The following is a 22,856-nucleotide window of genomic DNA, read 5'->3' on the forward strand; positions in this document are numbered from 1 at the left end:
GATGCGGCTACGCCCCTTCCGCGCCGCCCATCGGCCGCCCCCAGGTCAGCTTCACCTTGAGGTGCCCCTCGACGGACGTCTTCGCGATGACGGCCCCGGCCGCCGCGTTCAGCTTCACCCCGAACTCCAGCTCGACCGCGTCCGGATCCAGATCCCCGCCGCGCAGCGAGGCGAGCGCCGCCTCCGCCGCGTCCCGGACGTTCTGGAACGCGTCCTCGAACTTGGCGGCCGCGTCATGGACCAGCTCCCCGGCGCGGGACACCGACTGGAACCCCGGCTCTCGCGCGTCGCTTTCCACGACGATCGTGCCGTTCTCGGTCTGCCACCGCACCAGTTCGTTCACCCGGCCAATTTAACAAGGTCATGCCTTCGGGGTGGTTTGCTGAGAGGACCACGGCCAAGGGAGGACACCATGATCACGGTCGACCAGGTACGGGCGCTCACCAGGACGCTGCCGCGCACGTCCGAGCACCTGATCAGGGACCAGGTGAAGTTCCGCGTCGGCTCGATCGTCTACGTCGCCTTCTCCCAGGACGAGACCGTGATGGGCTTCGCCTTCCCCAAGGAGGAGCGGGCCGCGCTCGTCGAATCGGAACCGGCGAAATTCCACCTGCCGAGGGAATCCGACATGCGCTTCAACTGGGTGCACGCCTGGACGGCCCAGCTCGACGAACCCGAAATGCGGGAGCTGGTCATCGAGGCGTGGCGGATGGTCGTCCCCAAGAAAGTCGCCGCCGCCCGCCTCGGCCTCTAATGCGGTGGTGGGAGCGGGGAGATGGCATTGGAGGCGCTGCAGCCGCCTTCCCCTGCCACCCGCTGGACGCGCGGCGGCGTCCACACGTTCGTCCGGCCGGGTGCGACACGGGCGAGGACGCAGTCGAAGACGTCCGAGCCGTACGGCTTGACCGTGAGCGCCACGCCGACCACCGGTCCCTCAGTCCTCAACTCGCTACGGATCGCGCGGTCGAGCCGTAGTGACGCGACCGCTTTCCGTACCTTCGCCTCGTCCGCCCTGCCGTTTTCGGGGACGCGGGGGAGCGCCTTCTTCAGCTGTTCGTACGGGATCTCCGGCGTCTTCGGCCACGGCCCGAGCGTCAGCGGCTTCCCGGACGGGCACGGCACCTGGCGAGTGCCGTAGTCCTTCCAGTCGGTGGTCGTCGAGAACCGCATCTCGAAGCACCGCTTGACGGTGATCGTCCCGCTCGGGAACCAGCCGTCCTCCGCCGCCGTGCCGGTCGTCCGCACCACGAGCCGCACCCCGTTCGCGGCGGTCGAGGTGCCGGTCACCGCCATGACCTCCACGCCGTCGAGGTCCGCCGCCCGGTGCGCGACGTCCTGCGCGGGCTGGACGCGGGAGGTGTAGAGCCGGTCGCCGGCCCGGTCGGCGGCCTTCCGCGCGTCGTCGGCGGCTCGATCGTCGGCCGTCGCGCATCCGGCCAGGAGCAGCACGGACGGCAGGACGAGCAGGGAGCGGCGCATGGCGTTCATGATCCCGGCCGGGCGTGGGGCCGGTGATCCGCTGTCGTACTCAACCCGGTCTGGGTATCAGGCGTCGGCCGGCTCGACTTCGGCCGTCGGCTCCTCGATCGGCTCGGGCTCCGGCCGTGCGGACGGAACGCGGCGGCCCCACGCCATCGCGGCCGCGAAGCACGCGAACGGGAGGGCGGGCAGCATGTAGCGGTAGTCGAAGTCGACCGTGATCGGCGGGACGGCCAGGAGGACGACCGCGGACGTCCAGAAGAGCGCGGTCCGCGCGCGCGCCCGCCGCCACACGATCCCGGCCGCGCCGAGCAGCAGAACGCCGCCGAGCACGCTGCCGGGGACGCTCACGCGTTCCTGGTAACCGCGCATCACACCGGCATAGGGGTCGACGATGTGCGTGCGGCCCGTCCCGTGCGAGTACTCGTCCACCACTTCGCGCCGGTTGCCGCCGCCGAGCACGGGCAGATCGGGCTTCCGCGCGGTGGGTTTCGTCGGGAAGTGATACCGGGCCTCGGTCCCGATCGTCGGATAGCGCGACCGGTGCCACGAGAACGTCCGGACGAAGAAGTCGTACGAGACGACTCGCAGATAGTCCATCGGCTGGTTCTTGATGGCCCAAAACGCGAACCGCTGCGCCTGCGCATTGGTCTCCGCGTCGAACGCCTTGCCGTTCGACCAGCCGGTCGGGGAGTTGTCCTCCCAGATCTGGTGGGACGAGGCAGGCCGCTCGTTCTTCGCGCCGTACGGGCACAGCTTCGCGATGTCGGGCGGGGGCGTGAACCGGTCGCAGTCGGCGAACGCGGCCGTGCGTCCCCACAGGAAAATGCCGTCCACCCCGGTCATCTGGAACCGGCCGTGCTCCTGCTGGAACCACGTCGCGTACGCCCCGACCGGCAGGACGAACGTCACGGCGAGAGCCAGATGGACGGGCCAGCGCGTCCGCCTCACCAGCAGATACAGCACGGCGATCAGGAACAGCGGCAACCCGATCGTGCGCGTGACGGACGCGAGTCCGAGCAGCGTCCCCACCAGCGCGGCCCGCCGCCATCCGGCCGCCCCCGGCTTCGCGAGCAGGAGCATCGCCCCGAACACCAGAACGGCGAAAAGGGTGTCGGACAACAGCAGATGCTCAAGCTCGATCTGGAAGGAGTCCAGCAGAACCGGTGTGATCGCCAACGCGGCCCACGTGCGCCGCACCTCGAAATCGCGCACGAGCATCCGGTAGCCGAGCGCCGCGATCCCGAGGATCGCCGCATGCTGCAGCGCCGTGATCAGCATGAGGCTGTGGAACGGCTTCAGCGTCCAGAGGAAAAGCCCGTATCCGGACGGCCTCAGCGGATGGGGAAACGGATCGTCCGCGATCCTGATGAAGTCGTAACTGTCGTTGAACCACAGCACGCCCCGGAACCCCAGCATGGCGATGACGCGCAGCACGATGCCCGCGAGCAGCACCGTGCAGAACAGCCAATTGCGGCGAACGGCCAAGGGGGAGAACGACACAGGGACCCTAACTGTGGACGTGCGGGCGGACAGCGTCACGCCGGGGCGGCCGACCACGTCACCGCCCACGCACCGGCCGCGATCCTACCAGCGCCGCTCGGACGTCAACCGGACCGCTGCAGGCCCAGCAGGAGCAGTTCGATCAGCCGGCGGGGATCGTAGTCACGGCCGCCACCACGCCCGATGCAGAGGTTGCCGATGCCGCGCATCAGTTCGTAGGTCTCCACACGGGACCCGATCTCGCCCGCCTCGACCGCGGCCTCGACCAGCTGCGTCGCGACGGGCTCCAGCCGGTCGAGGAAGTAGGTGTGCAGCGCTTCGAAGCCGCCGGCGTCGGACTGCATGGCCTCGGCGAGCCCGTGCTTGGTGACCAGGAAGTCGACGAAGAGATCGATCCACTGGCGGAGCGCCTCGAAGGGGGAGCCGGCGGTCTCCAGCAGTTTCGGCCCGGCCTCGGCGCAGGCCTCGACCTGGTGGCGGTAGACGGCGACGACGAGATCCGCCCTGGTCGGAAAGTGGCGGTAGATCGTCCCCACCCCGACACCGGCCCTGGCCGCGATCTCCCGGATCGGCGCGTCGACGCCGGAAGTGACGAACACCTCGGCGGCCGCGGCCAGCAGCGTCTGCTGGTTGCGCAGAGCGTCGGCCCGCTTCTTCCGGGCCGTCCCCTCACCGGACACCGCACTCCCTTCCCATTGACGAACCGGAACAACGTTCCGTATATTTTCCGGAACAGCGCTCCGCTTATAACCGTAGCGGCGGCATTCCTGGAAGGAAACCACACGTCATGAGCGCAGTCCCCGTCCTCTCGGTCAGCCCGGTCGTGATCCCGGCACCCGACCGCCCCGTGGATCTCGAAGTACGGGTGTCGGCGCCCGTCACCGGGAGCGACCTGCCGGTCATCCTCCTCTCCCACGGCCAGGGGTACTCGAACCACCTCTCCTCGCTGAACGGCTACGCCCCGCTGGCCAACTACTGGGCGGCGCACGGGTTCGTCGTCATCCAGCCCACGCACCTGAGCTCGTCCACCCTGGAACTTAGCCCCGACACCCCCGGAGCGCCCCTGTACTGGCGCTCGCGAGCCGAGGACATGACGCGCATCCTGGACAGGCTCGACGCGACCGAGACGGCCGTCCCGCAACTCGCCGGGCGCCTCGACCCCAGCCGGGTCGCTGTGGCCGGGCACTCGATGGGCGGGCACACCGCCGGCCTCCTGCTGGGAGCCCGGCTCACTGATCCGGACGACAAGTCAGAGGTGAACCTGGCCGACTCTCGGATCAAAGCGGGCGTGCTGCTCGCCGCACCCGGCAGGGGAGGCGACGCCCTCACCGAACACGTGGCCCAGAACTGGCCGTTCTTCCTGACCACCGACTTCTCCACGATGACGACGCCCACCCTCGTGGTCGCCGGCGACAAGGACGACTCCGCGCACCTGACCGTCCGGGGCCCGGCCTGGCACGCCGACCCGTACTTCCTCTCACCGGGCCGCAAGTCCCTGCTCACCCTGTTCGGCGCCGAACACGGCCTCGGCGGGATCTCCGGCTACGACGTCGCCGAGACCACGGACGAGGACCCGGAGCGCGTGGCCGCCGTCCAGCACCTCACCTGGTCCTACCTCCGCTCCGGGCTCTACCCCGGCGACCCCGCCTGGCAGACGGCAGGCGACACCCTCGCCCCGGCACTCGGCCGCATCGAATCCAAGTAACCGGCGCCGGGGGCGTCGCGCTTCCGTCGGCTAGAGGGCTCCAAGGTCGATCGAGCGGGCGATGGCCTGGTAACCGGCGTCGTTGGGGTGGAGCCCGTCCTCGTACACGTAGGCGAGCCGGGGCCGGTCAGGGTCGGCGGGGTCGGCCATGATCCGGTCCACGTCCACGACCGCGTCGTACTCGCCGCCGCTCCGGATCCAGTGGTTGACGGCGTCGCGGACCTTCTCCACCTGCGGCGTCCACACGGGGAACAGGGCTCCCTTCATCGGCGGGATCGTCGCGCCGACGACCTTCACGCCTCGGGCGCGGGCGGCCCGGATCAGCCGCCGCTGCGCGTCGATGACCTGCCGGGCGGTCGCCGGGCCGCCCGGACGCAGGCAGGGATCGCCGGGCGTGTCCCGGATGTCGTTGGCGCCGAGATGAACGAGCACGGTCCGGACGCCGGGGCGGCCCAGCACGTCGCGCCCGAAGCGTGCGGTGGCCCTGTCATCACCGCACGAGTCGTGACGCAGCCGGTTCCCGCCGATCCCGGCGTTGACCACGCCGAGTGCGCCGCGCGACGCCGCCAGCCGTTCGGCCAGCGCGTCGGGCAGCCGGCCGTCGGCGCCGGGCGTGGAACCGACACCGTCGACGAGCGAGTCACCGAAGGCCACGACGGTGCCCCGGCCTGCGCCCCCGCCCGTCACGTCCACGCCCGTCAGGTAGTACAGCGCGCCGGTGGACTCGCGGTAGGCATCGGAACCGGCGTCCGACAGGTGATCGCCGGAGGCCCGGTAGGCGCTCTGGGGGCTGAAGCGGTGGAAGGTGGCCGGCCCGGTCGCGCCGGTGAAGCGCAGCGTGACCACCAGCTTCTCCAGCGGTGAGGTGGACAGCGGCTTGGGATCGCTGACCAGTTCGCCTCCGGGCCGCACGACGGTGGAACGGCCGCCGCCGAACGTCAGGGGCACCATGGTCCCCGGCCACATCTTGGCTCCTCCCGCGGAACGGCCGATCGTGGCCCCGGCGACCTTGAGCGGCCTGCTTCCGTACAGATTCGAGAGCCGGATCCGGACGCGGGTGCCGCCCGTGCTCACCCGGATCACCTGGCGCAGCGAGTGGTTCCCGAACCCCTCCGTCGACCAGTTCGGCCCGCTGTCCGGGTCGCCCGCCAGGGGCCGCTGCATCGCGGCACCCCAGCTCTGGGACCAGTTCGAAGACGGATGGGACGCCAATCGGGCAGGCGGCGCCGGAGCGGCAGAAGGCGCATACACGAAACCGCCGATCAGCACGAGGCCGGCGAGACCGGCGAGGGGGACGGCCTTGCGGGCGGACAACTTGAAATCCATGGTGGGAATCCCACCGCGGCGGCGCCGTCGCGCACATCACGGCTGCCCTCCAACTTCGAGGTATGCCTGTCCCTACCTCTGGAGCGAATGCCGAGGGGAGCACCGAGGCGTCGGTTAACGTACGCCTGTGCCAGCCGACCCGCCCTCCACCCCGCTCGCCGCCATCGGCCGGCGCCGGTTCCTGCTGACGACCTGGCCCTGGCGGTCGGCCGGCTACCTCGCGTCGGGCGTACCGGTGGCGTTCACCGCGGGCCCGCCGCTGGCGGTCCTGGGCCTGCCGTGGCTCCTCGCCCTGTCCCCGGACGCGGCCTTCGCCGAGCGGTCGTTCCTCGCCGTGCTCGGCGCAGTGCTGCTCGCGGGGCTCGGACCCCTGGTGACCATGCCGCTGGGCCGTCTGGAGAGCCATCGCCTGCGCTTGGTGGACGACCGTCCCGTCCTGACGGGCCACCGCCTGCCACCGGACCGGCGCATCCGGTCGTGGCTGCGCACCCGCTACCGCGAGCCGGTCACGTGGCGGGAACTCGGCTACTTCCTGCTCATGATCAGCGTGATTCCCGTCGCGTACGCGGCACTGCTGACCCTGCTGGCGTTCCTCGCGGCGTGCATGGCGAGCCCGCTGGTACTCCTCGGGGACGACGGCCCGATGGCGCTCGGTCCGGCGAGAGTCGAGAGCACCGCCGAGGCGTTGCCGTACGCGATCGCCGCCGTGGTGCTGCTGCCCGGCGTCCCGTACCTGCTGGCGCTGTCCGCGGGGACGCACGGGGCGGTGGCCAGGGCCCTGCTGCAACGGGGCCCCGGTGAACGGCTCCAGGCCGAGCTCGTCGAGGTCGCACGGTCCCGGGCCCGGCTGGTGGACGCGTTCGAGGCCGAACGGCGCCGGATCGAACGCGACCTGCACGACGGCGCCCAGCAACGCCTGCTCGACCTGACCATGCGGCTCGGCCTCGTCCAGCTGGACCTGCCGCCCGGGTCCCCGGCGGCCGGTGGCGTCGCCGATGCGCACCGGCAGGCCAAGCGGCTCATGGAGGAACTGCGCGAGCTGATCCGCGGCATCCACCCCCGGGTCCTCACCGACCGGGGGCTGACCGCCGCGCTGCTCGAACTGGCCGACCGATCGCCCCTGGACGTCACGGTCGACGCGGACCTGCCCGCGCGTCCTCCCGATCACGTGGAGAGCACGGCCTACTTCGCCGCCGCCGAGGCGCTCACCAACGCCGCCAAGCACAGCGGAACGAACCGGACACGGGTGACGGCCCGGTGGGACGGCGACGTCCTCACCGTCGAGATCGTCGACGACGGCGTCGGCGGGGCCGACCCCGGCCGCGGGACCGGCCTCACCGGAATGGCGGACCGGGTGGCCGTGATCGATGGCAGGCTGCTGGTGTCGAGCCCGGCCGGCGGCCCGACCGTCGTACGCGTGGAGCTTCCGTGCACCCTGAACGCTCACTGACCCGGGTGGTCCTCGCCGAGGACGGCGTCCTGCTCCGGGAGGGCCTCGCTGGCCTGCTGTCCCGGTTCGGGTTCGAGGTCGCCGCCGCCGTGGACGACGCGGACGCCCTCCACGCGGCCGTGGCCGAGCACGCCCCCGACCTCGTGGTGACCGACATCCGCATGCCGCCGGACTTCTCCGACGAGGGACTGCGCGCCGCCGTGGAACTGCGCCGCGCCGATCCGGGCCTGGCGGTCGTGGCGCTCAGCCAGTACGTCGAGCTCAGCTACGCCTCGGACCTACTCGACTCCGCGGACGGCCGCCGGGTCGGCTACCTCCTCAAGGACCGCGTCGTGGACGTCGCGGAGTTCGTCGCGGCCCTCCGCCAGGTCGTGGACGGCGGCACCGTGGTGGACGCGCAGGTCGTCCGCCAGTTGCTGCGCCGCCGGCGGGACCCCCTGGCGGACCTCTCCCCGCGCGAGCACGAGGTGCTCGCCCTGATCGCCGAAGGCGGCTCCAACGTCTCCATCGCCAGGCGGCTGGTCATCTCGGAGGCCACCGTGGGCAAGCACGTCCGCAGCATCCTCGCCAAGCTCGACCTCCCCCAGACCGAGGACACCCACCGCCGGGTCATGGCCGTCCTCACCTACCTGCGCGGCCACACCCCTCGGCAACCGCGCGACTTCTGACCGGCGCGGCGAGCCGCCCGCCTCGCCGGGCGTGACGCTGAGTACAACCTTTGTCGCCGAAAACGCATCTGACGTATTGATCTTGGTGGACGGCAGGACGAGGAGGACAGTTGACCGAGGCATGGCAGGTCGTCGGGTTCGTGGAGCTGCGCGAGCTGGGGGCCGGAGCCCAGGGCCGGGTGGTGCTGGCCCGCCATGAGGAGTCGGGCATGCCCGTAGCGATCAAGTACGTGCGGGCGGACGCCGAGCAGAAGGAGCGGCTGCGGGACGAGGCCGTGCTGCTCGGCCGGGTGGACGATCCCCTTGTCGCTCGGCTGTACCGGCTGGTGGAGAGCGAACAGGGCGCGGCGATCGTGATGGAGGCGATCGACGGGGTCTCCCTCAAGCGGGTGCTGGAACGGCACGGCGCGCTGGAGCCGGAGGCGGCGCTGCTGGTGCTGAAGGGCTCGCTGCTCGGCCTGGCCGCCACGCACGGCGTCGGCGTGGTGCACCGCGACTACAAACCCGCCAACGTGGTGGTGCGCGCCGACGGGCTGAGCAAGCTGATCGACTTCGGTATCGCGGTCCCGGCCGGCGAGGGTGACCTGTCGGGCACGCCCTCCTATATGGCGCCCGAGCAGTGGCGCGGCGAGCCGGTCGTCCCGGCCACCGACGTCTATGCCGCCACCTGCGTGTTCTTCGAGTGCCTGACCGGGCGGCGCCCATTCCGCGGGGACCTGGCGGCCCTGCGGCAGGCGCACCTGAACGCGCCTCCTCCGTTGGAGGACGCACCCGAGCCCGTCCGCGATCTGCTCGCCCGCGGCATGGCCAAATCCACTGAGGAACGGCCCGGTGAAGCCGCCGGGTTCGTCCAGGAGTTGGAGGCCGTCGCGACCGCGGCGTACGGGCCGGACTGGGAGCACCGTGCCGTCCGCGCTTTGGCGGGCGCGGCAGCCGCCCTGGCGTCCTTGTTCCCGCTGGCCGCGGCGCTGCTGCCGTCCACGGGCGGCGCGGCGGTCTCCGGTGGCGCCGCAGGCGGTGGCGCCGCGTCCGGCGGGACCGTGGGCGGGACGGCCGCGTCCGAGGCCATAGGTGGGACGGCCGCGTCCGGCGGTGGAGTCGCGGGGAGCTCCTCGGCCGCGGGGACCGTCCAGGCTGCGGGCGGCCCTTCAGGTGCCGCGGTCTCCTCGACGACCGGCCACGCTGCAGGATCTGCCGGGACGGCCACGAGCGGTGGCGCAGGCGGGACGGCGGCGGGCGGCGGGGGCACGACGACCGCGGCCGGAGCCGCGGGAGCGAAGGTCGGCGCCGGCATGGCGATCGCGGCGGGCGTAGCCGGGGTCGCGCTGGTGGTGGGAGGCGCCGCCGTGGTCGTCTCATCCCTCCAGCGGGACGGGACGCCCGCCGACCGGCCCACGGCCACGGCACAGCCCGTCGCGGCCACGATCGCCGAACAGCGGCAGACACTCACCGGGCAGCGGGTCGACGTGCGCGCGCAGTACGCGCGGCTCGCCGGCCCCGCGGATCCCGCCGTCCGGCAACGGGCGGACAAGGCGTTGCGCGCCCCGCTCGACTGGACGATCCAGCGCGTCCAGCCGCACAGCGCCGAAGAACGCGCCGCCTGCACGAGCAAAAACTCCCTGGCGTCGATGACCGCCCGCATCGGCGTCAACGGGCCGTCCCTGGTCTCGGTGCAGTACTCCAACGCCAGCAAGATCTGCTGGCCGGGGGACGGGTCGCCCCCCGGGTGGGCCGTCACCGTTGATCTGAAGACGGGCCGCGCCTACACCGCCGAGGACATCCTCAAGCCGGAGACGCTCACCGGATCAGGTATCCGCACCCTGCGGAGTCGGATGACCGTCAAGGGCTGGCCGGTGTGGGGCCCGCGGGGATGCCTGGGCGGATACCCGGAACGCTCGGACTTCTTCCCCCAGCAAGGCGCCCCGCTCCCCGGATACCCGGCCCAGACTCCCCCGCTGATCACCGTGTTCTTCGCCCCCGACCACGTCGAGGTGAACACAGCCCAGGAAGGCAGCGCCTGCACGACCGAAACGCTCACCGCCCCGTACGCCAAGGTCCGAGACCTCCTCAACCCCAAGATCGTCGGCGAACTGCCCGCCTGACCAGCGAAACGGCCCATTGCGGGTCGGCCGGGGAGAAACCTCAGGTTTCTGTGGAGTCGAGCTGGGGAGATGGTGGCGTGGGGCGTCCCCTGGAGGCGTCGGTCCAGCAGGTGTTCGGCACCGTGGCGGGGGAGGCGTTATCGCCGCTTGATGTCGGCGAGGAACGCGCGGAACGCGGCGGAATCGAGCAGGAGCTTGGGGCCGTTCGGGTCCTTGGAATCACGCACGCCCACGCCATGAGCGGTCGGCGCCAGTTCCACGCAGTTGCCGCCCAGGTTGTCGCTGTAACTAGACCTACGCCAGTTCAGCTCCATCGTTCCCTCAAGACCTTTCGATGAGACTCCGGGATGCAGGGTTGCCCGGGGGCTGCCGTGTGGTCGTGGCTGCCGTCACGTGGAGGCCTTATTGCTGCTTACGGCTGCTCAAGAGTGTGCGGAACGCTGCGGGATCGAGCAAGAGTACGAGGCCGTCCGGGTCCTTGGAGTCCTGCATGGCCACGCCCTCGGTAAAGGTAGCGACCTCTACGCATGCACCACCTTGATTGCCCGGGCCGAGCGGCCGGGGCGCCCTGGCTGGTAGAGGTTCAGTACTCCTTAAGGGCGGTCAGGAGTGCGCGGAATGTGTTCGTATCGAGGAGGAGCCGGGGCCCGTGTGGGGCCGTAGAATCCCGTACGCCTACCCCTTCGGGGAGAGCGGCCAGTTCCACGCAGGCACCGCCTTTGTCGTCGCTCCGCCGCGACTTACGCCAGGTGGCGGTCACATTCGAGTCCACTCGTCCATCACCTTCTTTATGTACACGCGCGTGGCATCTACGCACAATGCCTTAGCTTGCAGCATGGTGAACGAGCTCACAACGTCGAGGAGTTCCTTGGTGTCGTTCGACGTGACACCACCCGTTGCTGTCTCCATGTAGAGCAACTCATCGCCGGTCGGCTGGGTCGCGATGTTGAACGACCCGCTCACCCCGCGGTAGTACCGGGTAGGCGCTACCTGCAGGCAGATGTGCTCGCGGTATGTGATCTCGAGTAGGTATTCGAGTTGCTTGTGCATGATCGCCGAGTCGCCGACGCAACGATGCAGGACGCTCTCGCCGAGGACCACCCCGATTGTGGGAGGCGTCCGCACCTGCAACGTTGCTTCCTGTCGACGCATCCGAGCCGCGACCGCGTCGTCCGTCAGCAGCAAAGCCCGAGCGTATGTCTCGATCTGAAAGAGCCCGTAGACGAAGGTCGCCTCGTAGGCGCGGAGGAGGTCGGCGGTCGCTTCGGCCTCCGAGAAGTCGGCGAAGAACTTGGGGTAGCTCGCGGAGCGAAGGTGCCTGGTCCAGGCCGCCGCGAGTTGTTCGCCCCCGCCGAGCGCCTGGTCCAGACGCTCGGCGAAGTCCTTGCGGCAGCGGGTGTTGCCGCTCTCGACCTGCGAGACGTACGACGGCGTCACCACTACCCGCTCGGCGAGTTCGGTCCTCGTGATGCCCGCCCCTTCCCGTAAGCGTCTGACCTCTGCGCCGAACGCCTTGAGAACGGGGGACGGCTTGCGCTTAGCCATGGCGGGGGGCCTCCAGCACGTCTGAACTGCTTTTAAGTGGTTTTGAGTCCTCGATGTGCGTCTCGCGACTTGCATGGTCACATTACGCCTTGAAGTGGATCCTGTGCGAGGAGTCACAGAAGTTGGAGGTGATCGTTCATGCAGGGCCCCGCGGCGATCGTTGTGCCGGTTCAGGCCGAGTCGATCAAGGTGGTTCGGGACTGGGTGGAGGACGTCCTGAAGAAGTGGGGGCAGGACGCGTATGTGGCGAAGGTCGTGGTGTCGGAGTTGGTGACCAACGTCCTCCGGCACACCGAAAGCACGACGGCGACCGTGCGGGTCGTTCAGGCCGACAAGGGCACGGTCGTGGAGGTGCTCGACTCCTGCGGCGTCCTGCCGGTGGCCGGGGCGCCGGACCTGCTGAGTGAGGGCGGGCGCGGACTGGCGATGCTGGGTGCCCTGGTGAAGGAGTGGGGTGCCCAGCCGGTCGGAGGCGGCGGCAAGGTCGTCTGGGCGCTTCTGCCCGACGTCGTGACCGAGAACGCGGGTCTGGGCCGTCGTCGCGAAGGGCGCGGGGGTGGGCGGCCCGGGGTGCCGTCGCCGGCCGGGCCGCCCTCGCGGGTCAGCGGTGGTCGTTCTCCTTCAGTTCGATGACCCAGGCGCGGCGCTCGGCGATCTTGCCGTCGCGCATGACGAACACCTCCGCCATGGACATGCGCATCTCGCCGCCCGCGGCCCGCCGGACCGTTCCGGTGAGTTCCGCCATGACGACGTCGTCCTGCTCCACCATGCGCACGACCTCCAGGTGGGGCGGGTTGATGAACTCGGGCGGGCCGTCGATGGCCTTGTCGTAGGCCTCCTTGCCGGTCAGGCGGAAGCCGCCGAAGACCGTCCACTCGATGTCGTCGGTCAGGCAGGACAGGATCTGCTCGTGATCGTTCTTCCGGAATCCGTCCAGGTAGGTGTTGACGGTCTCGATGTTGCGTGACATGTCCGCTCCTTCGCTTCGGGTGCTGTTCACCGGGCGAACCGGTGGTCCCGGAGACAGGTCGGAGCGGGCGGAGAGTTCTCGACATCTCCCGGCAACTCGTCCCGGAAACGGTGCCGATGCCGACTGAAGGGCCGTCAGGGGCGGAGGACGATCTTGCCGTGGGTGTGGCGCTGTTCCAGCTCGCGGAAGGCGTCCTGTACCTGCTCCAGCGGGTAGGCGCGAGCGATCGGCACGTCGAGTTCCCCGCGGGCGGCCAGACGGGCCAGTTCGCCCAGCACCACCGCGGACGCTGCCGTCCCTTCCCCATAGGTTTGTGCACCGACCTTGGCCGCGGCTGCCCAGTCGCGGATGGTGTTGATCCGCTCGGGGCGCACGCCCAGCTCCACCGCCAGGTCCACGTAGCCGTCCCCGAACGTGTCGATGAAGGCGTCGATGCTTCCTCCGGAGGCCTGCCGGATGCGTTCGGCCGCTCCATCCCCGTACTCGACCGGAATGACGCCGTGATCCTTCAACCAGGCGTGGTTCGGCTCGCTCGCCAGGCCGATGACCGTGGCGGCGTGCGAGCTGGACGGCGGTGGAGCCGACGCCTCCTGCCGCCCCGGACACCACGACCGTGTCGGACGGTTCGAGGTCAACTGCGAACACGGTGGCGTATGCGGTCGTGCCTGCCACGTACAACGACCCGGCCACGTCCCAGGACAGCCCCTCGGGGCGCGGGGTCATCTGCACGTCGTCTACTACGACGTACACCTGACCGGGGCCGGGTTCCGGACGCTCCACCTCCTCCACCCGCAGGACGTCGATCCCGCCATATTCGTGGAACCGCACCGCTTTCATCGCGTGACCACCGCTCCTTTTCGTTCTGGACCGGCCGGATGGGGCCGTGCCTCCGACCATGCCTTCGCATCAGCAGGCTGAGAACCGGAGCCCTTTCCCTAGGAGCGGCACTCCGAGGGTGCGTCCGCCGGATGCTGGTATCACTGGCGATATGGGGATGAACCGTGACGACCTGGCCGATTTCCTGCGTCGCTCCCGGGAGCGGATCGGGCCACGGGACGTCGGTCTGGTCGAGGGGCCGAGGAGGCGCACACCCGGCCTCCGCCGCGAGGAGGTCGCGGCGCTCGCCGGAATGTCGGCCGATTACTACATGCGGCTGGAGCAGGCCAGAAGCTCCCAACCCTCGGACCAGATGCTGGCCGCGCTGACACGCGCGCTGCGGCTGACCGCCGACGAGCGGGACCACCTGTACCTGCTCGCCGGGCATCGCCCGCCGGAGGCGGCGCGGGCGGGGGACTACCTGCGGCCCAGCATGCTCTATCTCCTGGACCAGCTGGACAGGGTTCCGGTCCAGGTATTGAGCGACCTCGGCGACCTGCTGGCGCAGAACGACCTGGCGCAGGCGTTGTTCGGGTGCGTGTGCACCGTGGCGCGGAAGGACCGCAACATCGTCCTGCGCTGGTTCACCGAGCCGGACGTGCGCAGTCACTTCGCGGCCGAGGAGCACGAGGAGCGCTCCCGGCAGATGGTCGCCGACCTGCGCGCCGCGGTCGCCCACCGCGGAGACGACGCGGCCTCCCGCGCACTGATCGCCCGGCTCCGCGCCGGCAGCGCCGAGTTCTCGGCGCTCTGGGATCGGCACGAGGTCGCGGTGCGCCGATCACACCGGTACCGGCTCTTGCACCCTGAACTCGGCGCGATCGAGTTCGACTGCGAGGTCCTTGCGACACCTGCGGCGGACCAGCGACTGCTCGTCTTCACCCCGCCGCCCGGCGGCACCGAGGCACTCGACATGCTGCGCGTCCTCGGCCCCCAACACCGCCACGCCGCGGATTAGGCGCTTGCTGTCAAGCGGCCCCGAGGCCGGGCGGGCGCTGGAGGCTGACTTGGCGTTCGGTCTCGGCGAATCCGAGCGACCGGTAGATCCTGATCGCCTCGGACTCCGGTTCGGCGACGATCACGAGCGTCCGGGCTCCCTCGGCGAAGGCCCGCATCCCGGCGAAGTGGACCAGCGAGGAGGCCAGGCCGCGCCGGCGGAAGGCCGGATGGGTCTCGACGTGCTGGTAGCGGGCCAGCCCGTGGCCGTCGAGGACGACACCGAGGCCCGCGCGCATCTCCCCGTCCACGAAGGCGCCGAACCAGGTGGCGTCGCCCGCCTCGCACAACCGCCGTTCCTCAGCGAGTTTCGCCGTCACGAACGCGGTGTTCTCCTCGGACGGCTCCGACTCGTCGCACGCACGCCGCAGTCGTGCCGCCTGCTCCCAGTCGTCCCCGGTCAGCGCGCGCAGGTCGGCTTGCGCAGGCCGCGCGGGCGCTTCGAGGGAGGAGGCCGTCAGGACCGGGTCGATCGCGACGTCGATCCCCAGCCGCTCCCACTCCGCGAGCAGCCCCGCCTCCCCATTGACCCCGTCGACACCGATCGCCACATGGGACGCGTCCGGGAACTCCGCATGGAAAAGGCCAGGAGCGTCCGGGAGCGCATCGGGCGCGACGAGCACGAAGTTGCCCCACCAGAAGTCCGGGTTGGCCGGCGTCCGGACCACCAGGTACGACGAATGATCGGCGATGACCGACCCCGCCAACCTGCGAAGCAACAGATCCGTACGAAACCCCAAAGACCGAACCTCCACCCGCCGATCCTAAATCGTCCCCGCGGCCACTCCCGTGGGGCGGCCTCGCATCAGTCGTCCAGGATCTCGATCACCGGCGCCGCCCCCTGGTTGACCGTCCCCATGGCTTCCTGGGAGACGCCTTCCCTCGTGCCCGTTATCCGCATTGGGGAGATCGACGTCACGAGATAGGTTCCGGGTTTCAGAACATCCGGCCCTGGGATCCGGAGGGTGGCCGTGTCCGTCTGACTGCTCAGGTAGGCGCACTCAGCCTGCACGTAGGGTTGCGCCATTTTGGACCCGGCGAACTTCGCCGGGATGAAGATGGCGCCCGTACCGGTGGGGAGTTGCTTCGGTTTCGCTGGTGGGACGCTGTAGAAGGCGAGGTAGTCGCCGTCGAAAGGCGCATCGTCGCCGTTCCAGCCGAACTGGAAGTCACCTACGGTGTCCGTGCGTTTCGAGTTCTCGCCAAAGCACTGGCGGCGGCCGCCTGGAAGGTACCTCGCACCTTCCGGAGTTCGAGCCCGGAACTGTTGAACGAACCGCAGGGTCGTCCCGCGTTTGACTCTGGCCGGGGTCACCGTCATGGTCACGTCCATGTAGGGCGTATCCGAGGCGGGCATGTTGATCTGCCCTGTCAGGATGCCCGGCCGCGTCCAGTACGCGTGGATACCGCCGTGGCTCACTCCGCCGACGCCCTGCCCTGAAGGCCAGAGCACCCAGGCGGCGATCACGGCGCCCACGCCGACGGCCCCGATGCCGGTCGCGCCCTTGGCTCCGCCGACTTTGCCGAGGAAGCCCTTGGTCGCGGACGTTCCGGTCTTCGCCATCACCTCGGCCGAGGCGGTCCCCTGCGTGAGGCCCGTCGCCGCGTGACCGGCCGCCGTCGAGGCCGCCGCGCCCGCACCGGTCACGGATGTTCCGGGTGCCAGAAAGGCGCCGCCGAGCACCGCCAGGGGAACCGACGTCGCAACGGTCGCCGCAACCGCTGCGAGGGCCACGAACCCGCGCTGTTCCCAGTCCGGCCCATAGCTCTGGACGGCTATCGCTTCCAGGTCGCTCACGAACTCGTAGGCGTTCCAGAACCGCTCGGACGGGCTTATCGCCAGACCGCGCTGGACGAGCGGCCGCAAAGGGTCAGGCACTCGTTCCAACGACGCTAAGCCTTGGGTGTGCGCCGTTTTCAGTTCGGCGACCGTCGTCCCGCGAAACGGTTTTTCGCCGGTGGCGCACTCGACGAAGACGGCGGTGGCAGCGTAGAGGTCCGTTGCAGGGGTGGCGGGTTCGCCGGCCCATTGTTCCGGCGCCATGTATGCGGGCGTCCCGGCATGACCGCTTTGGCCGGTGAGGACGGCGACGCCGAAGTCGATCAGCTTGCTCTGGCCGTCGTCCTGAACCAGCACGTTCGCCGGTTTGTAGTCGCGGTGGACGACGCCGACCGCGTGCGCAGCGGCCAACCCTAGGAGGGAGCCCTTGAGCGTTGCCAGGGCGGCTTCGGGCGCCAGCGGCCCCTCGTGTTCGTCCAGCACTTTGCGCAGCGGGCGGCCGGGCACGGCCTCCAGGATGATCGCGGCGCCCCAGGGAGATTCCAGATAGTCCAGCAGCCGTGCCACGTGCGGGTCGTTCACCCGCTTGAGCATCTCGGCCTCGTCCCGGAACGTGGTCCGGGCGTTCGTGTCGCCGAGGAGGCCGGCGGCGAGGTACTTGATCGCCACCGGGCCGCCGCCGGACCGGTGCCGCGCGAGCACGACCTCGCCCTGCGCGCCGGACCCCAGTTCCGCCAGTTCGACGAAGCCCGGTAACCGGTGCTGGGCCGAAGTCATTGGCCCGTGTTGGTCTGGATCTCGCTGACGACGAGTGGCGTCGGCAGGGACGTCATGGTCTGGTCGCCGAGGTCGCCGCCGGGGGCGTCACAGTCGGCGCCTTCGCACGTCCAGGTGACGTGCCAGGTGATCGTGGCGGTGATCTCGTATCGTCCGCCCGGCTGCCCGGCGGAGGCTCGTTTGTACGTGTAATTGCAGGACTTGCCGTCCTTGCTTCCCGCGTTGTTGCAGACCAGCTTGCCTTCGCCCAGGTTCCACGTGACCGACTTGGGTTGCGCGGTCGCCTGGACCGTCTGGTCGCCCGCGCTCACCGGCGCCGTCTGCACGACCGCGAAGTTGTCCACCCACAGGGCCGTCCGCATGCGCACGTACGTCTTCGCCCTCGGCGCCGTGTGGACTTTGGGGACGGGGAACGCCTTCTCGCTCAGCGCCTGCTGGACGAGTTCAAGGGTGTTCGGTGGGGCGGCCGCGAGGGGTGCGGCCCCGGGGCCGTCCACCGCGTCGACCGCCTGGTTGTCGATCAGGCCTTCGGGGTCGGGCGGCGCGACGGGGCCACCGCCGCCCCCGCCTCCGCCCCCGCCGCCTCCGCCGCCCGGCACGGTCGTGCTGGTCTTCGGGTTGCAGGAGAGCTTGCCGGGGACCAGGCAGGGCGCGGCCAGCGCGGGAACGGCCGTGAGGACGGGCGCCGTGACGATCGCCGCGACGATCGCGGTGGAGGCCGCCCGGCGATGACGGGGGAGTGTGGGAGACATCGCGCGTCCTTCCCTGCGGGCCGTCAGCATGCCTTGTCCCGGGCTGTGGCGGCCGCCTTCCAGGTGCCGGAGTCGTACTGGAGTGTCGTCCGATACACGTAGGCCCCGCCCCGCCCGCCGTCGAGGCGCTTGCCGGTCTTGGCGGAGTAGCGGTAGCCGGCGAGGGTGCGGACGCAGTCGATGACGTAGACCTTCGTGCTGTCCTTGGAGCGGGCGTAGACGCGGGGGTTGAACGTGTTGGTGAAGCGCCAGATCTCGCCCTTGGCCTTGGTGGCCTCGACGTCGTTCGTGACCTCGGTGAGCAGGGGGTCGGTGGCGACGTCGGCGAGGCCCGCCGGGTCGTTGGTCTCGTAGGCCTTCTTGTAGGCGGCCTGGTAGGCGCGGTAGCGGTCGAGGACCGTCTTGTAAAGCTGCGCCGTGGGGATGGAGGACGGGGCGACGGCGGTCTGCGCGGGGGCGGCGCCGCCGGTGTCGAACTGGCCGTTGGGGGCGAGCTCGCCGCTGGAGGACGAGCCGGACGAGCCGCAGCCCGCGGCGGCGCACACGGCGAGGAGGACGGGCAGGCAGGCGGCGCGGCGGGACCCCAGCGGGGTGAAACGGACCAACCGGGTGCGCATCGCCATCCCTGAGCGGCTGCCGACAACGGGGCGGAATACGCGCGAAAGCTTACAGAGATGCGTGTGGGGAGAAAAGGGATTCGTTGCGACCCGCTTGACCTCGACCAAGCTTGAGGTAGGAGGCTGTGGCGACTACCGCTGTCGGAGGGGGTTCGGATGCGTGCCGTGTGGTTGCGAGAGTTCGGCGGGCCGGAGGTGCTGGTCCCGGGAGACGCCGAGGATCCGGTGCCGGGCGAGGGGCGGGCGCTCGTCGACGTCGCCTTTGTCAACATCACGTTCGTGGAGACGCAGATGCGGTCGGGCACCGGGCCGGCGCCGGTGCGGCTGGAGCCGCCCGTCATTCCCGGCAACGGGGTGGGCGGCGTCGTCTCGGCGGTCGGCGCGGGCGTTGACGAAGGGCTGGTCGGACGGAGGGTCGTCACCAGCACGGGAGGCAGCGGCGCCTACGCCGAGAAGGTCGCCGTGGACGCCGGGGGCCTGTTCGAGGTGCCCGACGGTCTGGCGCTCGATGACGCGGTCGCGCTCCTGGCCGACGGGCGGACGGCCACGATGATGGTCACCGCCGCGCGGCCGCGCGAGGGTGAGCGGGTGCTGGTGGAGGCGGCGGCGGGCGGTGTCGGGTCGCTCCTCGTCCAGCTCGCGAAGGCCGCCGGGGCGACGGTCGTCGCGGCGGCCGGGGGCGCGCGCAAGACCGAGGTGGCGATGCGGGTCGGTGCCGATGAGGCCGTCGACTACGGCGAACCCGGGTGGGCGCGCAAGGCAGGGAAGGTGGACGTCGTCTTCGACGGTGTGGGGGGTGAGGTGGCCCGCGAGGCGTTCGGCCTGCTCCGGGACGGCGGGCGGATGGTCAGCTTCGGCCTCGCCAGCGGTGAATGGGCGGACGTCCCCGAGGAGGAGGCGCGGGAGCGCGGCGTGACGCTCGTCCGGCCACAGGCGACACCCGAGCAGCTGCGCGAGTACACGGCGAGCGCGCTGGCGGAGGCCGCCGCAGGACGGCTGAAGCCGCTGATCGGGCAGCGTTTCCCGCTCGACGACGCCGCCGGCGCGCATGCCGCGATCCAGGAGCGCCGGACCATAGGCAAGACCCTCCTGGAGGTCAGCCGACCTTCTTGAGGAAGGCCGCCAGCGCGCCCTCGTAGGCGGCCGGGTCGACGTTCCAGGCCTCGGTGTGGTCGCCCGGCGTGGTGATGTGCGTGACCATGCCGGGCGGCGCCTTCTCGGCGAAGGTGAAGGCGGGGCGGTTGGCGACCATCTCGTCGTCCTCGGTGGTGAACAGGAGCACCGGTGTCCTGAGCCGGGGCGCGTACCGGTGCTGGACGAAGTCGGCCAGGTCGATGCCGATCCGCCACTGCAGGATGCGCTTGGCCACGTCGGTGACGAAGACGGGCAGGTGGCGGGCGTCGCCTTGCTTGTCGAGGGTGGCGCTCCAGTCCATGACGGGGGAGTCGAGGACGACGCCGCGGACGAACGTCGGGTCCTTGCGGAGCGTCGTCATCGCCATCGCCCCGCCCATCGACCATCCGTACAGGACGACGCCCGTCGCGCCGTGTGCGCGCGCGTAGCCGATGGCGGAGACGACGTCGTGCCATTCGGTGTTGCCGAGATGGTTCTTGCCGTCCTTGGACGGTGGCGCGCCCACGTCGTTCCTGTAGGCGATCGACATCATCGGCATGCCGAGCTGGTGGACCGCTCGCATGACGCGGAACGTCTCGGCCTTGTCGGCGTTCCGTCCGTGCACGCCGATCACCCAGGTGCGCTGGAAGGACGTCCCAGGCAACAGCCACGCAGGCATGGGCCCGACCTCGGACGGATAAGTGACGTCCTGGAAGGGCAGCCCGAGGGCCGTTTTCGGGTCGCCGTCGTAGAGCCAGTGGTCGATGGCCGCGGGCGCGCCCTTCTCCAGGGTGCCTTCCACGAGGGACGACACCTTCCGGACGACGTGGTCGTCGTCGCCGCCGACGATCGGCCCCAGCATCGCGCGCCCGCCCTCCCAGACCAGCGCCCATGTGCCGGCGCGCTCCGTCGCAGGTTCGCGGGGCAGGGTGACCGTGCCGTTCTCCGCGTCCTCGATGGTGAGCGGGTACTCGGGGGCGTGATCGACCTCGATGGCGACGCCGGCGAAGTAGTAGCCGATCCCGCCGACGACCGCGCACAGCAGCACGGTGGCCGCGATCGCCCCCGCCATCAGCCGGCGGGCACGGCGGCGCGGCCGGTTCGGGGGGCTCGTGGGGCCCGGGGCCTCCGGCGTGGATGACTCTGGAGCTGCGGTCGACACGACATCGAAGTTAGCCTCCCGCGAGCGTCGCCAACGTCCGGGGCACTCCGCAATAGATTGATCCGTGCGGTTAACCTGCCGGGCAGGTGCCATCGGGGGAGCCATCAGGACGGGGAGGACGGGGCCGTGACGGGGCGCAGCGACCGCATCGCGGAACTGGAGGACCAGGCCGCGGCCTACGCGCGGCGGCTCGCCCCTCCGGGCTGGCGGCGGATCGACCTGCACTGCGTCGCGACGGTCGCCGTGAACGACGTGGCGCTGACGGTGCTCACCGGCGACGGCAAGATCGTGATGGCGGAGAGCGTCCCGGAGGAGCTGAGCGGCCTGCTGATGGACCTGCGGCGGGCGCAGTACCTGTCCGAGCAGGGCACCTGGTTCTCGATGTCGGCGATCATCGAGCCCGGCTCGGCGCGCTGCCTCTACAACCACGACTTCGACCCGCTGTGGGACCCGCCGATCCCGGTGGACTGCTGGCGGCGCGACCAGATCGTCATGCCGCGGGACGGCGCCAACATGCCGGACTGGCTGCGCGACCGGATGGAGGGCCGCGAGCCGGCCGGCCGGCCGGCGCCCGACCCGGGGCCGCTGGACCCGGTCGAGCAGATGGAGCTGCTGTCGAACCAGCTCCCGACCCTGATCGTCGACCACGCGCCGCCGCTGTGGGAGAGGATCTCCGGGCACTACCAGGCGGTCGGCGGGCATGTGGAGTACCCGGCGATGGCGTGCCTGCGCGCCGGCGGCTCCCGCATGGACTGGACGGCGCCCGCCGCGGCCGCCGGGCTCCTCGACCGGCTCCGCGCCGGCACGCACGCGTTCCAGGGCTCCACGTGGTCCCGGATCGACGTCGAGGTCGTGTACGAGGACGGGGCGGTGCGCTGCCGGGCGAACTTCACCTACGACGACGAGCCGCCGTGGGAGGCGGAGCCGTCCGCCGACGACGTCCGGCGCGAGCTGGAGCGGTTCCCGCGCGAGGACGTGCCCGGGTGGATGGCGCGGCGGCTCGGGCCGCGTCCGGTGCCGGCCGCGATGGCCGACACCCCGCCGCCGATGCCGCGGTCGGGGCTCCGCCGGGCGAGGATCTTCGACCATGCCGGCCCGGACGGGGCCCGTCCCGCCGTGTCGCGCCCGCCCGTCCCGCCGGAGGAGGCCGGCCGCGTGGCGGAGTACCTGCGGCAGGCCCCGACCGTCATGGCCGCCCGCTCGAACGCGCCCGACCGGCTCGACCCGTCGCGCGGCGCCTCGGTGCCGCTGACGTTCCACACGGACGGGACGTGGGTCTGGTCGGGCGCGGTGGCCTACTACCTGAGCGAGCACGGCCTCCCGCCGGAGCCCGATCTGGTCGCGCACATCAGGGCGAACGGGTTCCGCGTCCCCGCGGTCGACGACGACACGATGAACGCGGCCAACGCTGCAGTGACCGGACGCGCCGTCCCCGAACGCGTCCGCACCGACGCCGAACCCGACTGGACGAGCAAGCTCCAGCACCGCCTGGACCAGCTCCGCGTCGATCGTGCCGCGTACCGCATCAACGACACTGCGGAAGGCGTCTGGTGCCTTCTGTCTCAGGCAGACCGCTGGTCCGTCTTCCAGATGCGGGACGGCGAACGCGCTAAAGAGGCCACTTTCGACGACGCCGAGCAGGCATCCGTGCATCTGCTCGGACGGCTTCTGATGGACCCGCGCCACACCGTCCAGGACGGGCCGTTCGAGCCGTTCAAGGGCGAACCCCCGCTGTCCCTTCTGCGCGACCGCCACGTGACGGAACTGGCCGCAGGAGCGGAAGTGGACCGTTACGGCGGCTCGGACGGCAACGTGACCTACACGGCCCGCACGCCGTATCCGCAGCGGTCGCTGCCGCCCGAATGGCAGGACCGCCCCTACCACGCCTACCGGCTCCAGCGGCCTCTGGAGACGCTGACCGGTATGGCCATCCCGTGGTTCGGCCAGCCGGGCGGCGGGACGGCGCACGTGTTCCGGCGGTCGATCGCCGACCTGCTCGCGGACGGCAGCCTCATCGAGATCTGATCAAGCGGTG

The 22,856-nt window shown here is 70.7% G+C and carries 24 protein-coding genes and 1 pseudogene; 9 read left to right on the forward strand and 16 right to left on the reverse strand.

All coding sequences use genetic code 11. From position 1 onward, the window contains the following. Positions 1-7 precede the first annotated feature (7 nt). The gene (locus tag ABGB11_RS02170) at positions 8-343 is read right to left on the reverse strand and encodes a CU044_2847 family protein (RefSeq protein ID WP_347628180.1); all 336 of its coding nucleotides are present in this window, start codon (positions 341-343) and stop codon (positions 8-10) included. Positions 344-412: 69 nt separating this feature from the next. Between ABGB11_RS02170 and ABGB11_RS02175 the strand changes: the two genes are divergently transcribed. Continuing rightward, a complete protein-coding gene (locus tag ABGB11_RS02175) occupies positions 413-754 on the forward strand; it encodes an MmcQ/YjbR family DNA-binding protein (RefSeq protein ID WP_347628182.1) in 342 nt (113 codons plus the stop codon). Here the strand turns inward: ABGB11_RS02175 and ABGB11_RS02180 are convergent. From ABGB11_RS02180 to ABGB11_RS02190, 3 genes are all read right to left on the reverse strand, one after another. After that, positions 751-1,479, reverse strand: coding sequence for a hypothetical protein (locus tag ABGB11_RS02180; protein WP_347628184.1), 729 nt, complete (start codon positions 1,477-1,479; stop codon positions 751-753). The two genes, ABGB11_RS02175 and ABGB11_RS02180, sit on opposite strands and share 4 nt — an antisense overlap. Before the next feature lie 66 nt (positions 1,480-1,545). Further along, a complete protein-coding gene (locus ABGB11_RS02185; RefSeq protein WP_347628186.1) occupies positions 1,546-3,051 on the reverse strand; it encodes a hypothetical protein in 1,506 nt (501 codons plus the stop codon). Between the two features lie 35 nt (positions 3,052-3,086). Continuing rightward, positions 3,087-3,662 carry a TetR/AcrR family transcriptional regulator gene (locus ABGB11_RS02190; RefSeq protein ID WP_347628188.1) on the reverse strand — a complete coding sequence of 192 codons (576 nt, stop codon included), beginning with the start codon at positions 3,660-3,662 and terminating at the stop codon, positions 3,087-3,089. A gap of 107 nt (positions 3,663-3,769) precedes the next feature. Between ABGB11_RS02190 and ABGB11_RS02195 the strand changes: the two genes are divergently transcribed. Then, positions 3,770-4,687 (forward strand): chlorophyllase, encoded by a 918-nt coding sequence (locus tag ABGB11_RS02195; protein WP_347628190.1) that lies wholly within the window; start codon positions 3,770-3,772, stop codon positions 4,685-4,687. Positions 4,688-4,717: 30 nt separating this feature from the next. On the opposite strand, the gene ABGB11_RS02200 is transcribed toward ABGB11_RS02195, so the two are convergent. Beyond that, entirely contained in the window at positions 4,718-6,013 is a 1,296-nt protein-coding gene (locus ABGB11_RS02200; protein WP_347628192.1) for an SGNH/GDSL hydrolase family protein, read from the reverse strand. Between the two features lie 127 nt (positions 6,014-6,140). On the opposite strand from ABGB11_RS02200, the gene ABGB11_RS02205 reads away from it, so the two are divergent. The 3 genes from ABGB11_RS02205 to ABGB11_RS02215 all read left to right on the forward strand — a co-directional run bounded on the left by ABGB11_RS02205 (position 6,141) and on the right by ABGB11_RS02215 (position 10,233). Next, positions 6,141-7,463: a sensor domain-containing protein gene (locus ABGB11_RS02205; RefSeq protein ID WP_347628194.1), complete on the forward strand. Its 1,323-nt coding sequence runs from the start codon at positions 6,141-6,143 to the stop codon at positions 7,461-7,463. Continuing rightward, a complete protein-coding gene (locus ABGB11_RS02210; protein ID WP_347628196.1) occupies positions 7,442-8,131 on the forward strand; it encodes a response regulator transcription factor in 690 nt (229 codons plus the stop codon). The genes ABGB11_RS02205 and ABGB11_RS02210 overlap by 22 nt, the downstream gene beginning before the upstream one ends. Before the next feature lie 110 nt (positions 8,132-8,241). After that, a complete protein-coding gene (locus ABGB11_RS02215) occupies positions 8,242-10,233 on the forward strand; it encodes a serine/threonine-protein kinase (protein WP_347628198.1) in 1,992 nt (663 codons plus the stop codon). A gap of 137 nt (positions 10,234-10,370) precedes the next feature. Here ABGB11_RS02215 and ABGB11_RS02220 read toward each other — a convergent pair whose 3' ends face one another. The 4 genes and pseudogenes from ABGB11_RS02220 to ABGB11_RS02235 all read right to left on the reverse strand — a co-directional run bounded on the left by ABGB11_RS02220 (position 10,371) and on the right by ABGB11_RS02235 (position 11,778). After that, the gene (locus ABGB11_RS02220; RefSeq protein WP_347628200.1) at positions 10,371-10,547 is read right to left on the reverse strand and encodes a DUF397 domain-containing protein; all 177 of its coding nucleotides are present in this window, start codon (positions 10,545-10,547) and stop codon (positions 10,371-10,373) included. Between the two features lie 88 nt (positions 10,548-10,635). Beyond that, positions 10,636-10,767, reverse strand: a pseudogene (locus ABGB11_RS02225) (DUF397 domain-containing protein); the annotation flags it as partial. 49 nt (positions 10,768-10,816) lie between these two features. After that, positions 10,817-11,050 carry a DUF397 domain-containing protein gene (locus tag ABGB11_RS02230; protein WP_347628202.1) on the reverse strand — a complete coding sequence of 78 codons (234 nt, stop codon included), beginning with the start codon at positions 11,048-11,050 and terminating at the stop codon, positions 10,817-10,819. After that, positions 10,990-11,778 carry a helix-turn-helix transcriptional regulator gene (locus ABGB11_RS02235; protein ID WP_347628204.1) on the reverse strand — a complete coding sequence of 263 codons (789 nt, stop codon included), beginning with the start codon at positions 11,776-11,778 and terminating at the stop codon, positions 10,990-10,992. The genes ABGB11_RS02230 and ABGB11_RS02235 overlap by 61 nt, the downstream gene beginning before the upstream one ends. Positions 11,779-11,916: 138 nt before the next feature. Between ABGB11_RS02235 and ABGB11_RS02240 the strand changes: the two genes are divergently transcribed. Next, positions 11,917-12,411, forward strand: coding sequence for an ATP-binding protein (locus tag ABGB11_RS02240; RefSeq protein ID WP_347628206.1), 495 nt, complete (start codon positions 11,917-11,919; stop codon positions 12,409-12,411). Here ABGB11_RS02240 and ABGB11_RS02245 read toward each other — a convergent pair. Beyond that, positions 12,380-12,748 (reverse strand): nuclear transport factor 2 family protein, encoded by a 369-nt coding sequence (locus ABGB11_RS02245; RefSeq protein ID WP_347628208.1) that lies wholly within the window; start codon positions 12,746-12,748, stop codon positions 12,380-12,382. The two genes, ABGB11_RS02240 and ABGB11_RS02245, sit on opposite strands and share 32 nt — an antisense overlap. Before the next feature lie 134 nt (positions 12,749-12,882). After that, positions 12,883-13,260 (reverse strand): zinc-binding dehydrogenase, encoded by a 378-nt coding sequence (locus ABGB11_RS02250; RefSeq protein ID WP_347628210.1) that lies wholly within the window; start codon positions 13,258-13,260, stop codon positions 12,883-12,885. A gap of 476 nt (positions 13,261-13,736) precedes the next feature. On the opposite strand from ABGB11_RS02250, the gene ABGB11_RS02255 reads away from it, so the two are divergent. Next, complete coding sequence (locus ABGB11_RS02255; protein ID WP_347628212.1) at positions 13,737-14,582, forward strand: helix-turn-helix transcriptional regulator; 846 nt, start codon at positions 13,737-13,739, stop codon at positions 14,580-14,582. A 10-nt stretch (positions 14,583-14,592) separates the two neighbouring features. On the opposite strand, the gene ABGB11_RS02260 is transcribed toward ABGB11_RS02255, so the two are convergent. From ABGB11_RS02260 to ABGB11_RS02275, 4 genes are all read right to left on the reverse strand, one after another. Continuing rightward, positions 14,593-15,339 (reverse strand): GNAT family N-acetyltransferase, encoded by a 747-nt coding sequence (locus tag ABGB11_RS02260; RefSeq protein ID WP_347628214.1) that lies wholly within the window; start codon positions 15,337-15,339, stop codon positions 14,593-14,595. An 86-nt stretch (positions 15,340-15,425) separates the two neighbouring features. After that, a complete protein-coding gene (locus tag ABGB11_RS02265; protein ID WP_347628216.1) occupies positions 15,426-17,177 on the reverse strand; it encodes a serine/threonine-protein kinase in 1,752 nt (583 codons plus the stop codon). Then, the gene (locus tag ABGB11_RS02270) at positions 17,174-17,929 is read right to left on the reverse strand and encodes a hypothetical protein (RefSeq protein ID WP_347628218.1); all 756 of its coding nucleotides are present in this window, start codon (positions 17,927-17,929) and stop codon (positions 17,174-17,176) included. The genes ABGB11_RS02265 and ABGB11_RS02270 overlap by 4 nt, the downstream gene beginning before the upstream one ends. A gap of 23 nt (positions 17,930-17,952) precedes the next feature. After that, entirely contained in the window at positions 17,953-18,546 is a 594-nt protein-coding gene (locus ABGB11_RS02275) for a hypothetical protein (RefSeq protein ID WP_347628220.1), read from the reverse strand. 156 nt (positions 18,547-18,702) lie between these two features. Here ABGB11_RS02275 and ABGB11_RS02280 point away from each other — a divergent pair, with 156 nt between their 5' ends. After that, a complete protein-coding gene (locus tag ABGB11_RS02280) occupies positions 18,703-19,659 on the forward strand; it encodes a zinc-binding dehydrogenase (protein WP_347628222.1) in 957 nt (318 codons plus the stop codon). On the opposite strand, the gene ABGB11_RS02285 is transcribed toward ABGB11_RS02280, so the two are convergent. Beyond that, positions 19,643-20,731 carry an alpha/beta fold hydrolase gene (locus tag ABGB11_RS02285; RefSeq protein WP_347628224.1) on the reverse strand — a complete coding sequence of 363 codons (1,089 nt, stop codon included), beginning with the start codon at positions 20,729-20,731 and terminating at the stop codon, positions 19,643-19,645. The genes ABGB11_RS02280 and ABGB11_RS02285 overlap by 17 nt on opposite strands. Positions 20,732-20,947: 216 nt before the next feature. On the opposite strand from ABGB11_RS02285, the gene ABGB11_RS02290 reads away from it, so the two are divergent. Continuing rightward, on the forward strand, positions 20,948-22,846 hold the full coding sequence (locus ABGB11_RS02290; protein ID WP_347628226.1) for a TNT domain-containing protein: 1,899 nt from the start codon (positions 20,948-20,950) through the stop codon (positions 22,844-22,846). Positions 22,847-22,856: the final 10 nt, after the last annotated feature.

It is taken from the genome of Actinomadura sp. B10D3, assembly GCF_039871695.1.
Lineage (GTDB): Bacteria > Actinomycetota > Actinomycetes > Streptosporangiales > Streptosporangiaceae > Spirillospora > Spirillospora madurae.

Excerpts from the sequence above, each read along its gene's own strand:
- ABGB11_RS02175 (WP_347628182.1), top strand. The coding sequence starts at position 413 with ATGATCACGGTCGACCAGGTACGGGCGCTCACCAGGACGCTGCCGCGC.
- ABGB11_RS02180 (WP_347628184.1), bottom strand. The coding sequence starts at position 1,479 with ATGCGCCGCTCCCTGCTCGTCCTGCCGTCCGTGCTGCTCCTGGCCGGA.
- ABGB11_RS02195 (WP_347628190.1), top strand. The coding sequence starts at position 3,770 with ATGAGCGCAGTCCCCGTCCTCTCGGTCAGCCCGGTCGTGATCCCGGCA.
- ABGB11_RS02200 (WP_347628192.1), bottom strand. The coding sequence starts at position 6,013 with ATGGATTTCAAGTTGTCCGCCCGCAAGGCCGTCCCCCTCGCCGGTCTC.
- ABGB11_RS02220 (WP_347628200.1), bottom strand. The coding sequence starts at position 10,547 with ATGGAGCTGAACTGGCGTAGGTCTAGTTACAGCGACAACCTGGGCGGC.
- ABGB11_RS02235 (WP_347628204.1), bottom strand. The coding sequence starts at position 11,778 with ATGGCTAAGCGCAAGCCGTCCCCCGTTCTCAAGGCGTTCGGCGCAGAG.
- ABGB11_RS02240 (WP_347628206.1), top strand. The coding sequence starts at position 11,917 with ATGCAGGGCCCCGCGGCGATCGTTGTGCCGGTTCAGGCCGAGTCGATC.
- ABGB11_RS02245 (WP_347628208.1), bottom strand. The coding sequence starts at position 12,748 with ATGTCACGCAACATCGAGACCGTCAACACCTACCTGGACGGATTCCGG.
- ABGB11_RS02255 (WP_347628212.1), top strand. The coding sequence starts at position 13,737 with ATGGGGATGAACCGTGACGACCTGGCCGATTTCCTGCGTCGCTCCCGG.
- ABGB11_RS02265 (WP_347628216.1), bottom strand. The coding sequence starts at position 17,177 with ATGACTTCGGCCCAGCACCGGTTACCGGGCTTCGTCGAACTGGCGGAA.
- ABGB11_RS02270 (WP_347628218.1), bottom strand. The coding sequence starts at position 17,929 with ATGTCTCCCACACTCCCCCGTCATCGCCGGGCGGCCTCCACCGCGATC.
- ABGB11_RS02275 (WP_347628220.1), bottom strand. The coding sequence starts at position 18,546 with ATGCGCACCCGGTTGGTCCGTTTCACCCCGCTGGGGTCCCGCCGCGCC.
- ABGB11_RS02280 (WP_347628222.1), top strand. The coding sequence starts at position 18,703 with ATGCGTGCCGTGTGGTTGCGAGAGTTCGGCGGGCCGGAGGTGCTGGTC.
- ABGB11_RS02285 (WP_347628224.1), bottom strand. The coding sequence starts at position 20,731 with ATGGCGGGGGCGATCGCGGCCACCGTGCTGCTGTGCGCGGTCGTCGGC.